Here is a 13,928-nt window from a genome sequence, read left to right on the forward strand (position 1 = left end):
AGAAAGGGGTCTTAAGGCGATAATTCATACCAAAGGAGTCTAAGTCACCAGTCACGAGGTTACCGTTTGGTGAACGTTCGGTGACGAACCCCGCCTCGACGCCTGGAAGGCCACCCCGGCCGCCGTCGTGGCGGCCGCGCTCCCCAGGGCGACGGTCCACCCCACCGGCCCCAGGTAGCGGCAGTCGAAGAACCGGCAGAGCCACGGGAGCGAGACCGACGCCCCCAGAACGCCGAGGGAGAGCAGCGAGGCGAGAACGACCATGCGATCCCGGCTGCCCATCGCCAGGGTCTGCAGCAGCTGCGACGCCACGAGCGCGACCAGCCCCATCGAGTTCGCCCGCCCGCGCGTACCGGTCACCCTGCCGATCGCCCAGGCCAGACCCGCCGCGCTCGCCGTGGTGGCGGCACGCAGGTAGATGTCGCGGGTCAGGGAGGCCCCCAGCGAGGCCTCGGGCCCCTCGTCGAGCAGCTTCTCCGGGCTGGTGGCCGTCGGCGGCCTGGAGGCCACCGCCATCGCGGGCAGCATGTCGGTGAGCAGGTTGACCAGCAGCAGCTGCCGGGCGTTCAGCACGTTCCCGCCGCTGACCAGGCTGGACCCGACCGCGAAGACGATCTCGCCGATGTTGCCGCCGAGCAGGATGCTGAGGGCGTCGCGGACCGAGCTCCACATCGCCCTGCCCTCGATGATCGCGTCGACGATCGTCTCGATGCGGTCGTCGGTCACCACGATGTCGGCCGCCGCCCGCGCCGCCGGGGTGGCGCGGGAGCCGAGGGCGATCCCCACGTCCGCGACCCGGATCGCGGGGGCGTCGTTGGCGCCGTCGCCGGTGACCGCGACCACCTTGCCGGTCCGGCGCAGGCAGCCGACGATCCGCGCCTTGTGCGCCGGAGTGGTCCTGGCGAAGACCGTCACCTCGGGCAGCGCCTCCACCAGGGCGTCGTCGTCCATCTCGTCCAGCTCGGGCCCCGTCATCACCTGCCCGCCGTTCAGCACGTTCAGCTCGACGCCGATCGCCTCGGCCGTGCTCGGATGATCGCCCGTGATCATGACAACGCGTACGCCCGCCCGGGTGAGGCGGCCGACGCTCTCCGCGGCCGTGGGCCGCACGGGGTCGGCGAGGCCGAGGAACCCGAGAAAGCACAGCTCCTGGATGCGGGACTCGTCGAGATCACGACGACTGGAGGCGGGGCGCTCCGCGACCGCGAGCACCCGATAGCCCTGCCGGGCGAGCTGGTCGAGCTCTTTTTCGATCTCCGCCACGAGATGGTCCGCGAGGGGGACCACCTGGCCGTCACGAAGTATGGACGTGCACCGGGTGATCATGATCTCCGGAGCACCCTTGACGCTCAGCAGCGGGCCGGAGTCACCCTTGCCGAGTACGGCGTGGTAGCCGCGCCCCGGCTCGAAGGGGATCTCGTCGATCCGCTCCCAGCTCCCGGCCCCCTTCTCGGTCACGCCCAGCTCCTCGGCCCCCTTGAGCACGGCACGGTCGGTGGGATGCGCGACGGAACGCCCCTCGCCATGCTTGGGGCAGGCGCGCACCCCCGCGGTCACGACGTACCTCAGCTCGGGCGTCAGGTCCTCCAGAGTGCGTGCCTCCTGCAGGTCGGAGACGCACCGCAGGCTGATGCGCCCCTCGGTGAGGGTTCCCGTCTTGTCGAAACACAGGACGTTCACCCGGCCGAGGGCCTCGATCGTGGAGGGATTGGGCACCAGGGTCCTGCGGGTCGACAGCCGCCGCGCGGAGGCGAGCTCCGCGACCGAGGCGACGAACGGCAGCCCTTCGGGTACGGCGGCGACGGCGAGGCTCACCGCCGGCGCGAGCGCCTGCGCCACGGGGCTGCCGCGCAACAGGTCGGTGGCGAGCAGGACGACGCCGGATCCGACCGCGACGGGAAGGACCCGCCGGCTCAGCTCCCGCAGCCGCAACCGCACGCCCGAGGCCGGGGGCTGCTCCGCGGCGAGCCTGGCGGTCCTCGCCGCCTCGGTCGACTCACCCGCGGCGACCACCACGGCGAGCCCGCTTCCGGCCGCCACCGTCGTCCCCTGGTAGACCATCGAGGTCCGGTCGGCGACGGCGGGCGCGTTGACGGGCTCCGGTGACTTGGTGACGAGCTGCGACTCGCCGGTCAGGGCGGCCTCGTCGATCTCCAGGCCCACCGCCTTGAGTACGCGGCAGTCGGCCGGCACGGTGTCACCCGCGCGCAGCTCGACCACATCGCCGGGTACGAGGTCCTCGACGGTCGTCTTCACCCGCTCGTGGGAGCGAGCGGCGCTCGCCTTCTCCTGAGGGCCGGGATCGTGAGGGGGAGTCGCCTTCGTCCGCTTATCCGGTGTGAGGTCCTCGGTGGTCGCGTTCGCCTGCTCCTGGGGGCGGCGCAGTCGTACCGGGATCGCCACCGCCTCGGTGAGGCGGTGCAGGGCCCGGTCGGCCCTGTACCGCTGGCCTCCCCCGATGAGCGCGTTGGCGAGCACGACCGTGCCGATCATCACCGAGTCGGAGACCGAGCCGACCATGGCCGACAGGCCCGCGCCGGCCGCCAGGACGGGGGTGAGCGGATTGGCCAGCTCCTCGGCGGACACGTGGAGCAGCGAGTCGGGGCCCTTCGGCTCCCCCGATCCCGTGGTCGACCTGCGCCGCCTGGCCTCGGCCTCGCTGATCCCCTCGGCCGACGAGCCCAGCAGGGCCAGGACCTCCTTGGCGGGCATCGCGTGCCAGGGGGTCGTGTCGATCAGGACCGGCGGCGTCTCCCGCCCGGCCTGCCACCCCGCCCACCCGCCCGCGACGAGGGCGGCCAGTGACGTGCAGCTGCTCGCTAACTGCGCCTTGCTCTGGGAGTTCTCCGCCGGTCCGAGGGTCGTCAGCACGCCTCCGGCGACGGTTCCCGCGGTGGTGAGCCACACGCAGCGCTCGCTCGTCCTCCTCGCGGGCCCCAGGCAGCTCAGGAGCAGGTGAACCTCCTCAAGATCGGCGATCACGTCCGCGTCCCAGGGCACCCGGCCCGAGCGGCGCAGCACACCGATCCCCAGGTCGGCCTGGGCGAGCGCGGCCATGCGGCGCTCCGACACCACGGCGACCCCGTGACCCGCCGCCTGGAGGGCGCGGACCGACCGGGCGAGCCGGGGACCGCCCGGCACGATCTCGTCGATGCCGAGCCGCAGGCCGAGTTCCGTGTCGTCTCCCGCGAGCGCCACGGCGCACGCACCCCCGGCCGCGGCGACGATCGCGTCGGCGAGCGGGTCGACCCGCGGCGCCATGCCGACAAGGGCCACCGGAACGCCCTTCCTCGTCACGCGAACGGCCCGGATCCCCCGGACCTCCCAGTCCCTGGCCTCCTCCGTGACGAGCCCGGCGGGACCCTCGAGGGGTTCGGCCTTCCACGTGTCGCGCTCCCTCCGCGCGCCGGGGTCGTCGACGTCGATCAGGGTGAGCAGCCGCGCACGCAACACGTCGAGCCCCTCGCCGTTCGCGGAGTCCGCGTCACCGAGGGGGATGATGCGGTCGATCTCCCACGAACCGGTGCCGAGCACGTCGGCGTCGAGGATGACCGTGTCGATGCCGTCCATGCGGCGCAGGGCGCGGTTGTGGAGGACGACCGCGCCGCGTCTCGCCAGGGCGCGCCCGATCGCGACCGCGAAGAACTCGCGGCCCAGTTTCGCGGCCTTGGGCGTCGTCGCGGTGAGCATGGCGACGGCACGCGCGTGGCCGTCGCCGAGAAGGTACGTCAGCCCGGAGGCGCCGGCCGCCACCGGGCTTCCGACGCGTTCGAACCGATCCACCGGGCTGTGGGCCATGGGCGCGGGACGCCGTCTCCTCGCGGTGCGGATGTGGCGGTAGGAGCCCTTTCTCGACGCCAGTTCGTGCTGGCGCGCCTCCCAGGCCCGCCGCGTGTCGCGCGCCTCGGTGTAGCGGCCCGCGGCGGTGATCGACTGGACGAGCATCTCCACCCGGCGCAGCGCCAGGGTGTGGGTGACGATGTTCGCCGTCGCGAACAGGTTGACGGTGGCCGGACCGCCGATGCGGCGTTCCACCTCGTGGCGGACTCTCGGGGTGGACTCGGCCAGACCCAGCAGGGCGGGAAAGATCGGCGGGATCGACGGTGCGCGCACCGCCTGCCCGGCGAACGCCACGCCCGCCCCGATCAGGTTCGCGCCGAGCCGGATGCCGGCCCGGGTGTGCCGCTCCACCAGCCTGGCGGTATGGTGCTCCGCCAGCCTGGAGGCGACGAACTTCAGCGCCGGAGACGAGGTCTCGTCGGACTCGGTGTCCTCTTCCTCCTCTTCGGCTTCCTCCTCTTCCTCTTCGGCTTCTTCGGCTTCCTCTTCCAGGTCGTCGGTCAGATCGTCGCCCGCACCCTCGTCGTCGAGGGCGTCGATGATCGCCATCAGCCTCTCCAGGTCGACCAGGCCCGTGTCACACCCCACGAAGACGGAGCCGAGTACACCGTTGACCTCCGCTCGCTCGACCCCCTCCAGCTTCAGCAGGGCCTTCTCCAGCCGCCGGGCCTTGGAGTCGCTCCCCGGAGCGCCGATCACACGCAGATCGACATGGAGCCCTCCGGAACAGACACGCCTCCCACGCGAATGTGGCAGGGCGTTTCTGACCGCGCCGGGTACGACCTTGATCGCACCGGGCACGACGCTCCAGAGGGTTTCCGCGGGAACGGACAGCAGGCGGGGCACGAACATTCAGATCTCCAGCAGACAAGATGACGGGGCCGATCAGGCCTTTGTTGACGCGTGGCCTGATCGGCCCCATCGCTGCGACTACTTGGACGACTTCCCGGAGGTCGACCCCTTCGAGCGAGAGGCGGACGGCGTCGCCCGGGACGCGGAGCTCGCGGTGCGAGAGGTGGACGCCGACGCGCGAGCCCGCGAAGTGGGCGTCGCGGCCCGTCGCGACGTGGACTTCGTGGTCCGCGACGCCGGCTTGGTGGTCCGCGACGCGGGTTTCGTGGCCCGTGCCGCGGGCTTGGTGGTCCGTGCCGCGGGCTTCGCGGTCCGCGAGCGTGCGGTGGACGTGCCGGCCCGGGAAGCGCCGCTCGTGGTTCGTGAGGTGGTGCTTCCCGTGCGGCTTGCGGTGGTGCGGGTCCGTGAGGTGGGGCTCGTGGTCCGGGAGGCCGAGGCGGCCGCCCTGGACGCGGCGCCCGCCGCGCGTGAGGCGGCGCCGGTCGCCCGTGAGGCGGCGGCGCCGGTCGCGCGGGTCGCGGCGCCCGCCGCGCGTGAGGTGGTGCTCTTCGCACGGGATGTGGGTTTCGTGGCCCGTGAGGCGGCGCCCCCTGTACGGCTCGCGGTGGTGCGGGTCCGTGAGGTGGGGCTCGTGGCCCGGGACGCGGTGCCCGCCGCGCGTGAGGCGGCGCCCGCCGCGCGTGAGGCGGTGCGGGTCGCGCGTGAGGCGGCGGTGCCCGCCGCGCGGGTCGCGGTACCGGCTGCCCGGGACGCGGCGCTCGCGGTGCGCGACGCGGCGGTGCCCGCGGCTCGGGAGACGGTGCTCGCGGTCTTGGAGGCGGTGCGTGACGCGGACGCCGCCGTACGGGAGGGCGTGGTCCGTGCCGTGGGCTTCGCGGTCCGTGAACGTGAGGTGGACGTGCCGGCCCGTGTCCGGGACGTGGTGCCTCCCGTGCGAGAACGGGATGTGGAACCGGTGGTCCGGGTCCGGGATGTCGCCCTCGTCGTCGGGGACGTGGCGCCGCCGGGCGAGGCAGCGGATGTCGAAGGTCTGGAGACCGGGCTCGACGACCCGTTCTTCCTGCGTGCACGTTGCGCGATCAGCGTTCCGACCCCGATGGCCGCCGCTACCGGCCATTCGAGCAATCCAGCCACCGCGAGCGCGCCGAGCCCTCCGTAGTAGGCGATGCGCTCGGCCGGCGGGAGGAAGGACTTGGCCGTGTCCACGGCCTGTCCCGCCTCCTGCCTGCTGACATGCGGCAAGTGAACATGCGGAGGCCGCAGCTGCACGGTCATCATCGGAAGTTTGAGCGTTAACGATTTGCCGTCCTGTTTCCTGCCTGCCTGGGCATGCGTGGTGGACGGCGCGGATGTGGTCGGTCGCTGTGCCGTACGGGCGCGCGACCGGCTCGCCTGAGCTACTGCCATGATCCCTCCTCATGGGAACCGAGGGAAGCTGCAAATGGAGCCCGCAGGAGGTCGATCATGCCTTCTACGTGCGGTTATATGGCCTGAGTGCCATTCTCGTAATCTTCCTCGTATTGAGACCGTGAAACGCGTAACGGTCGTTGAATCGGATGTTAGGGGAGGAATCTCCGGGCCGTCGGGTCGAGTCCTGTCTGTTTAGGGATGTTTTAGGAGGTATGCGACCCGAGCTCGCGGCAGGCCACGGTTCGTGAACCACGGGCGGATCGCCGAAGACGCGCGTCGCGCGGACCCACCCGTACACCGCCGAGAGCGAGACGTCGTCGGACGATCCCTGCCACCACGGACCCGGACGGCGCGGTCGACGGCCTCGCGCGCCGTCCTCGGAGCGGCGACCTCGACAGAGGCGGCCGCTCGTGTCCACCGGTCCGCGCCTAATCTGGAAGCCGTTCCGGCAAGGAGGAGAAATGCTGAAGGGCGTGCTGATCGACTGGGGCGGTGTGCTCACCGTCGATCTCACCGAGGCGGTCGCCGAGTGGATCGTCGCGGAGAGACTCGACGAGGCCCACTACCGCGAGGTGATGCGTGAACTCATCGTCCACGCGTACGAGAACACGGAGAACGGCGAGAACACCATCCACGCCCTGGAGCGCGGAGAGATCTCCGGCCTGGACTTCGAACGTGACCTGGCGGCCAGACTGATCACGACGGACGGCGTGCCACCGGCCGCCGAGGGGTTGCTGAACAGGATGTTCTCCCGCTTCCACCGGGTCGAGCCGATGTACGAGATGCTCCGTGAGGCGCGCGCGGCGGGGCTGCGCACCTGCCTGCTCTCCAACTCCTGGGCGAACGAGTATCCCCGTGAGGGCTGGGACGACTTCTTCGACGAGGTCGTCATCTCGGGGGAGATCGGCATGCGCAAGCCCGAGCCCAGGATCTTCGAGCACGCGCTCGGCAGGATCGGCCTGGCCGGGGAGGAGTGCGTTTTCGTCGACGACGTCAAGGCCAACATCGAGGCCGCCAGGCGGCTCGGCATCGTCGGCGTGCACCACCGCGACCCCGAGCTGACCATCGCCGAGTTGGAGACCCTGTTCCAGGTCTCGCTGCGCTGACCTGTCCCGCTCACCTCTCACCGTGCCCGATGCCCGATGCCCGATGCCCGATGCCCGGGTGCGGGTCGCCGCCGTCGGATCGTGCCGCTCCGCGCGGGTGGTATCACCGGGGGGCGCCGATGCTGGCACACTCGATGCGTGAATCGGCGCCGAACGGTGCCGATGTCGGAGAGACAGATCGAGGCATGGATGCGCGTCTACCTGCCGTGTACGCTTCCGGCGCTGGCCCGCGTGGCCGCCGTGGGGGAGTTGGGTCCGGCCCCGCTGACCGGCTACGCGGTGACCCCCGCGTTGACCGAGTGGTACGCCTCGGGTGACACCGAGGAACTCGAGTACGTCGCCCTGACCGAGGCGGCCAGGCATTCCCTGCGGATGCTCGCCGCCGACCGCGCCGACGGGCTGGAGGTCGCCGCGCGGCGGGTGGTCGTCGCCGTCGACGTGCCGGAGGGTGACGTGAGCGCGAGCACCGACCTGGAGGAGCGTGCCCGGGTGCGGCTCGCCGCGGCGGTCCCGCTGAAGCTGGTCGCCGCGGTCCACGTGGACGACCTGCCCGCGGTGAAGGATGTCGAGGCCGCTCTCGCCGCGCTGCCCGCGGCCGATCGCGGGGACGACGACGCCCGCTTCACCGTGGACGGCGCCGAGGCGAACGAACTCCTGTGGTACGCCACCCAGGAGATTCCCGACCTGGTCGGCTGATGGGAGCCACCGGGTCGGCTGATCGGGCAGACCCGGTGCCTGACAGCCGCCGGTGGGTGAGCACCCTCTTCGGCTGGACCGATGTTCGGGTCCTGAGGCCGGACCGTGCCCTCGCCGGTGGTCAGGGGCCTTGATCACTGATGGATGTCGTGCCGGACCTGGTGGCGCGAGACCGGTCCGGCAGCGTGGCGTCCGGAGTCTCGTGTCCTCTCCTCCCGAGGGCCGAGCGCGGAGGGGATTCCCTCGGCCGGCCCTGTCGTGAGCACCTCGGACCGGGCCTCGGACCGGGGCGCCGATAGGGCCGTATACCCTGCCGCGGCGCCGATCCGACGGGAAATTTCGCTATCCTGGAGGGCAATATGAGACACATTGTTTGGGATTGGAACGGCACGCTGTTTCACGACATCGACGCCGTCGTCGGTGCGACGAACGCGGTGTTCGAGCCCTACGGGCGTTCCTACGATGCCGACAGCTTCCGCGCGGTCTACACGCGCCCGATCTGGACCGCCTACGAGCGCATGCTCGGTCGTGCCCTTGAGGACGGCGAGTGGGAGAGGCTCGACCTCGGCTTCCACGAGAACTACCACCGGCTGATGCTGGAGTGCGGGCTCGCCGCCGACGCCCTCTCCACCCTGCGGAGCTGGGAGCGCGCGGGGGGCAAGCAGTCTCTGCTGTCCATGTGGGCGCACGAACGGCTGGTTCCCAAGATCGCGGAGTTCGGGATCGATCACCACTTCACCCGGATCGACGGCCTGCGCGGTGTCCCAGGCGGGCACAAGGCCGAATCCATGGTGGCCCACCTCACCGCCCTCGGCGTCGACCCGGCCGATGTCCTCGTCATCGGCGACAGCCTGGACGACGCGCACGCCGCCCAGCACGTCGGGGCACGCGCGGTCCTCTACACCGGTGGCATGACCAGCCGGGCCGATCTGATGGCCTTCGGCGTCCCGGTCGTCGACACCCTGGAGAACGCGCTCGACCACGCCTGAGGGCACTGAGGGCACCAACACGGGCACCAACACGGACACTGACACGGACACGGACACTGACACGGGCGCTGAGGGCGCTGACACGACCTCGCGAGAACCGGCGAACGGATCCTTTCGGTATCGAAGGCGGTCACCGTACGCCCGGGGCCTTACCCTGGGCATCCACCCCCATTCCGGGAGGCCCCCGATCAACCGCCTCGTTCTCTGGAACATCGACCTCACGCTGGTCGACGTGTCGATCGTCACCCGTGAGGCATACGCGGAGGCGTTCCGCGCCGTCACCGGAAGGCCCCTGGTCAAACTGACCCAGGCCAACGGGCGTCCCGACTCGGAGATCGTGTTCGAGATGCTCGCCATCAACGGGATCGTCGCCGAGGACGACCACCTCCCCCGGTTCCTCGACGCGCTCGCCGACTCCTTCGGAGCCCGGCGCAGGCGCCTGGCCAAGGAGGGCAGGATGATGTCCGGCGCCCGCGACGCACTGAAGGCCGTGGCGAGGCTCGACGGCGTGGTCCAGTCGGTGCTCACCGGCACGATCAAGAGCAACGCGGCGCACAAGCTGACCGCGTTCGGCCTCGACAGGCACATCGATTTCGAGATCGGCGGTTACGGCGAGGAGGTCTATCCCAAGGCGACCCTCCTGCAGGTCGCGCAGGGACGCGCCAAGCGGAAGTACGGGGCGACCTTCGACGGGCGCAACACGGTGCTGGTCGGCGACTCGGCCAGGGATGTCCAGGCCGCCAGGATCGCCGGGGCCGCGATGATCGGGATCGCCTCGGGGCGTTCCCTCCCCGCCGAACTGCACGAGGCGGGAGCCGACGTGGTCCTGCCCGACCTCTCCAACCCCTCCGAGGTCGTCGCCGCCGTCGCCGGTCTCACCTCTCCGGCCCGGCGCGCCGGCCACTTCCCCGCGGACCGCTGACCTCCGGCCCCCTGCGGCGGCCAACGACCGTACGGGGGCGAATCGCGCGGAGTCCGGCGCTGTCCGGCGCTGTCTTTCGCTGTCCGTCGCTGTCCTTCGTCACCGGTCGGCCCCACATGCCCGGCGGCGATCCATGTCCCCGGCCCGATGCCGCTCGTTCCCTTCGGAAGGTCCGTACGTGTGCGTCCCACACCGGGGGGCCGGAGGGTGTGTGGTCCCGGGGGATGACATTCGGGTGGGGCACCGAGAGGATGGAGTCATGGTTGAGGAAGGTGCGCCGCTCTGGGAGCCGTCCCCGGAGATCGTGAGAAACGCCAAGGTCACCCGCTACGCGGAATGGCTGGGCCGGTCCGGTGACTACGAGTCCCTGTGGCGGTGGTCGGTCGACGCGCCCGAGGAGTTCTGGACGTCGATCTGGGACTACTTCGGGGTGGTGGGGGAGCGCGGCGACGGGCCCGTCATGTCGGGGGAGATGCCCGGCACCGAGTGGTTCGCCGGGTCGACGCTGAACTACGCGGCGAACGCGCTGCGCGGGGCCGCGTCCGACCCCGGGCGGCTCGCGGTGGTCTCCCGCGACGAGGCGGGCGGGCGCCGGGCGCTCACCCTGGGAGAACTCGCCGAGGAGGTGGCGCGGGTCCGTACGGGGCTCGCCGCGCTGGGTGTCGGGCGCGGTGACCGGGTGGCGGCCTACCTGCCGAACGTCCCCGAGGCGCTGATCGCCTTCCTCGCGACCGTCTCCCTGGGCGCCGTCTGGTCCTCCTGCTCGCCCGACTTCGGCGCGCCCAGCGTGATCGACCGTTTCACCCAGATCGAGCCGAAGGTGCTCGTCGCGGTGGACGGCTACGACTACAACGGCAGGCGCTTCGACCGGAGCGCGGTCGTCCAGGACATCGCCGCCAAGCTGCCGACCCTGGTGGCGCGGGTGCGCGTCCCGGCCCAGGACGCGTTCGGCGCCGACACCTCCGGTACGGCACAGCAGGCGGCCGTGACCGGTGACGGCGTCCGTACGGTGGGCTGGGCGGAGGTACGCGCCGTCGCGGGACCGCTCGACTTCGAGCCGGTGCCGTTCGGGCACCCGCTCTGGATCGTCTACTCCTCGGGCACCACCGGGTTGCCCAAGCCGATCGTGCACGGTCACGGCGGCGTGGTGCTCGAGCACCTCAAGGCGCTCTCCTTCCACCAGGACCTGGGCGAGGGCGACGTCTTCTTCTGGTACACCACGACCGGCTGGATGATGTGGAACTACCTCGTCGGCGGCCTGCTGGTCGGCTCGGCCGTGGTGCTCTACGACGGGGCGGCGACCTACCCGGAGACCGGCGCGCTCTGGCGGCTCGCCGCCGAGGAGGGGGTCACCTACTTCGGTACGGGGGCTCCGTACGTGATCGCGTCCATGAAGGCCGGCCTGGAGCCGTCCGGTCTCGACCGGCTGCGTGGCCTCGGCTCCACCGGCTCGCCGCTGCCGCCCGAGGGGTTCGCCTGGGTGCACGACGTGATGCCGGAGGTCCAGCTCGGCTCGTTCTCCGGCGGCACCGACGTGTGTACCGGTTTCGTGGGCGCCGTACCGCTGCTCCCGGTCCGTGCGGGGGTGATCCCGTGCCGCTGCCTGGGGGCGAGGGTCGAGTCCTTCGACCCGTCGGGCGCGTCGGTGGTCGGCGAGGTGGGCGAGCTGGTGCTGACTTTGCCGATGCCGTCGATGCCGGTGATGTTCTGGAACGACCCCGACGGGTCCCGCTACCGCGACAGCTACTTCTCCGAGTATCCGGGCGTCTGGCGGCACGGCGACTGGATCAAGATCCTTCCCGATGGCGGCTGCGTGATCTACGGCCGCTCCGACTCGACCCTGAACCGGGGCGGTGTCCGGATGGGCACCAGCGAGTTCTACCGCGTGGTGGAGCGCTTCGAGGAGATCACCGACAGCCTGGTGATCGACACCGGCCGGCTCGGTCAGGAGGGTCGCCTGCTGCTGTACGTCACCATGGCCGAGGGGGCACCCCTGGACGACGATCTGGTCGGGCGCCTGCGCAGGGAGCTGAGGGAAGGTCTCTCACCGCGCCACGTGCCGAACGAGATCATCGAGGTTCCCGGCATCCCCCGTACTCTCAGCGGCAAGAAGCTGGAGGTCCCCATCCGTAAGATCCTCCTCGGTGCCGCCCCGGAAAAGGCCGCCAACCTCGACGCGATGGCCAACCCCGAGGTCCTGTCCCACTTCGTACCGGGAGCCGACGTCACCCGGCACTGACCTCCCAGGAACCGCGGGCACGCGGCGCCGACCGCCCCCGGAGCCACGCGGCGTCGACCGTTCGGGGACCGGTGCCACGCGGCACCGACCTCCCGGGAGCGGTGTCACCCGGCACCGGCCGTCCCTCGGGAGCGGCGTCATGCCGCTCTGGCCTCCCGAGGAGCGGCGTCATGCCGCTCTGGCCTCCCGAGGAGCGGCGTCACGCCGCTCTGGCTCCCGGGAAGCGGTGTCGCGCGGCACCGGCCTGCCGGGGAGCGGCGTCGCACGACGGCGGCCGCCGCTCGGGAGCGGTGTCACGCGGCCTTCGGGGGTCAGATCCCCTGGGGAAGGCGGAACAGGCGGCCCGGGTCACGGGCGGCCTTGACCTGGGCGAGCCTGGTGGCGTTGCCCCCGTAGTAGGCGGCGCGCCAGCCGCCGAGCTCAGGGTCGACGTAGTTGACGTACGCGTGGTCGCCGAAGTGGGGTCGCATCGCCGCGCGCGCGGTCCTGGTCCAGACCTTCGCGCCGAGGCGGTGGGCGTAGTACTGCACGCTGTAGAGGGCGGTCCGGTGCGGGAAGGCCGTGGCGTCGGGGCGGACCCTGGCGACGGCGCCGCCGAGGGCGTCCAGCAGCACGGTGTGCTCGCCGGGGCGGGCGACCTGGGCGACGAGGGCCTTGGCCCCGGCCTCGGAGAGCGGGCGGTAGGCCATGTGCGACCTGGCGGTGAAGTTGCCCCTGGACAGCCGCCCGCCCCGGGCCTGTCCGGGCAGGGTGGCGGGCAGGCGGCACTCGGCGACCGAACGCGAGGCGCAGCCCGCCATGATGAGCATCGCCCGGCGGTAGGAGGTCTGGGTGACGGAACTCGACGACGGCGACCCGGCCGCGTCGGCGAGCCGGTCGAGCAGCCGTTCGCAGCCGGCCTTGCCGCCGAGGTAGAGCCCGACGACCTCCACGTCCGTCCCGCCGTTGCGGCTCAGGTGCATCCCCGACCACATGGCGTCGGGAGCCGAGGGAGCCCACGCCTGCCAGGCGCGCAGGGCCTTCACCGCCTTCGACCACGGCCAGTGCAGGAAGAACACCGTGACCTCACGGGTGGGGTGGGTGCGGAACTCGAAGGAGACCGCCACGCCGAGGTTGCCCCCGCCGCCGCCCCGCGAGGCCCAGTACAGGTCGGCGTTGTGGTTCGCGTCGCAGGTCAGCAGCCGTCCGTCGGCCGTGACGATCTGGACCGACTCCATCACGTCGCAGGTCAGCCCGTACTTCCTGGAGACCACGCCGATGCCGCCGCCCAGGGTCAGCCCGCTCACCCCGACCGTCGCGCAGGTGCCCGCGGGGACGCTGACCCCGCTCGCGGCCAGCTTGTCGTAGAGGTCGATCAGCTTGGCGCCCGCCCCGACGGTCGCGCGCCCCGAGGAGTGGGCGACCTTGTTCATCCGGGACACGTCGAGGACGAGACCGTTCCCGGTGGACCAGCCCGCGTAGGAGTGGCCGCCGGAGCGTACGGCGAGCGGCAGTTTCAACCGGCGCGCGAAGCCGACGCACTCGGCGACGTCGGAGGGGTTGGCGCAGAGGGCCACCCCCGCGGGCCGGATCGCGTCGAAGGTGGGGTTGAACAGCTTCCTGGCGCCGGGGTACGCGGCGTCGCCGGGCCGGATGAGCTTGCCGTCCAGCCCTTCGGCGAGCGCCCGCCAGTCGGCGGGCCGTGGCGCGCCCGCGGCGCCCTTGGCGGTGGTGTCGGCCTGGGCGCCGTTCATGCCGACGGCGCCCAGGGGGGATAAGCCCTGAGCGCCCAGCGTGAGGGCGGCGAGGCCGCCGGTTCGAAGGAATGCCCGCCTGTCCGGGGGGGTCGGCATGTTCTTACTCCCGAGATTCGGTGTCACCTGCCTGATAAGGAC

General features: G+C 71.6%; 8 protein-coding genes. 6 read left to right on the plus strand and 2 right to left on the minus strand.

What is annotated here, in order from left to right; translation table 11 throughout:
- Nucleotides 1-51: 51 nt before the first annotated feature.
- Nucleotides 52-4,692 (minus strand): HAD-IC family P-type ATPase, encoded by a 4,641-nt coding sequence (locus ABT352_RS20835; RefSeq protein WP_350946515.1) that lies wholly within the window; start codon nt 4,690-4,692, stop codon nt 52-54.
- Between the two features lie 82 nt (nt 4,693-4,774).
- Here ABT352_RS20835 and ABT352_RS20840 point away from each other — a divergent pair, with 82 nt between their 5' ends.
- The 6 genes from ABT352_RS20840 (at nt 4,775) to ABT352_RS20865 (ending at nt 12,054) form a co-directional block, all read left to right on the plus strand.
- On the plus strand, nt 4,775-5,851 hold the full coding sequence (locus ABT352_RS20840; RefSeq protein WP_350946516.1) for a hypothetical protein: 1,077 nt from the start codon (nt 4,775-4,777) through the stop codon (nt 5,849-5,851).
- A 712-nt stretch (nt 5,852-6,563) separates the two neighbouring features.
- Complete coding sequence (locus ABT352_RS20845) at nt 6,564-7,208, plus strand: HAD family hydrolase (RefSeq protein ID WP_350946517.1); 645 nt, start codon at nt 6,564-6,566, stop codon at nt 7,206-7,208.
- A 189-nt stretch (nt 7,209-7,397) separates the two neighbouring features.
- Nucleotides 7,398-7,904 carry a DUF6912 family protein gene (locus ABT352_RS20850; protein ID WP_350946617.1) on the plus strand — a complete coding sequence of 169 codons (507 nt, stop codon included), beginning with the start codon at nt 7,398-7,400 and terminating at the stop codon, nt 7,902-7,904.
- A gap of 359 nt (nt 7,905-8,263) precedes the next feature.
- The gene (locus ABT352_RS20855) at nt 8,264-8,893 is read left to right on the plus strand and encodes an HAD family hydrolase (RefSeq protein WP_350946518.1); all 630 of its coding nucleotides are present in this window, start codon (nt 8,264-8,266) and stop codon (nt 8,891-8,893) included.
- A 187-nt stretch (nt 8,894-9,080) separates the two neighbouring features.
- A complete protein-coding gene (locus ABT352_RS20860; protein ID WP_350946618.1) occupies nt 9,081-9,815 on the plus strand; it encodes an HAD family hydrolase in 735 nt (244 codons plus the stop codon).
- 259 nt (nt 9,816-10,074) lie between these two features.
- On the plus strand, nt 10,075-12,054 hold the full coding sequence (locus tag ABT352_RS20865) for an acetoacetate--CoA ligase (protein WP_350946519.1): 1,980 nt from the start codon (nt 10,075-10,077) through the stop codon (nt 12,052-12,054).
- Between the two features lie 311 nt (nt 12,055-12,365).
- Here ABT352_RS20865 and ABT352_RS20870 read toward each other — a convergent pair whose 3' ends face one another.
- Nucleotides 12,366-13,886: an FAD-binding oxidoreductase gene (locus ABT352_RS20870; RefSeq protein ID WP_350946520.1), complete on the minus strand. Its 1,521-nt coding sequence runs from the start codon at nt 13,884-13,886 to the stop codon at nt 12,366-12,368.
- Nucleotides 13,887-13,928: the final 42 nt, after the last annotated feature.

This window comes from Streptosporangium sp. NPDC000563, from assembly GCF_040299985.1.
Lineage (GTDB): Bacteria > Actinomycetota > Actinomycetes > Streptosporangiales > Streptosporangiaceae > Streptosporangium.

Coding starts and splice junctions, on each gene's coding strand:
- ABT352_RS20835 (WP_350946515.1), bottom strand. CDS start 4,692: ATGTTCGTGCCCCGCCTGCTGTCCGTTCCCGCGGAAACCCTCTGGAGC.
- ABT352_RS20845 (WP_350946517.1), top strand. CDS start 6,564: ATGCTGAAGGGCGTGCTGATCGACTGGGGCGGTGTGCTCACCGTCGAT.
- ABT352_RS20850 (WP_350946617.1), top strand. CDS start 7,398: ATGCGCGTCTACCTGCCGTGTACGCTTCCGGCGCTGGCCCGCGTGGCC.
- ABT352_RS20855 (WP_350946518.1), top strand. CDS start 8,264: ATGAGACACATTGTTTGGGATTGGAACGGCACGCTGTTTCACGACATC.
- ABT352_RS20865 (WP_350946519.1), top strand. CDS start 10,075: ATGGTTGAGGAAGGTGCGCCGCTCTGGGAGCCGTCCCCGGAGATCGTG.
- ABT352_RS20870 (WP_350946520.1), bottom strand. CDS start 13,886: ATGCCGACCCCCCCGGACAGGCGGGCATTCCTTCGAACCGGCGGCCTC.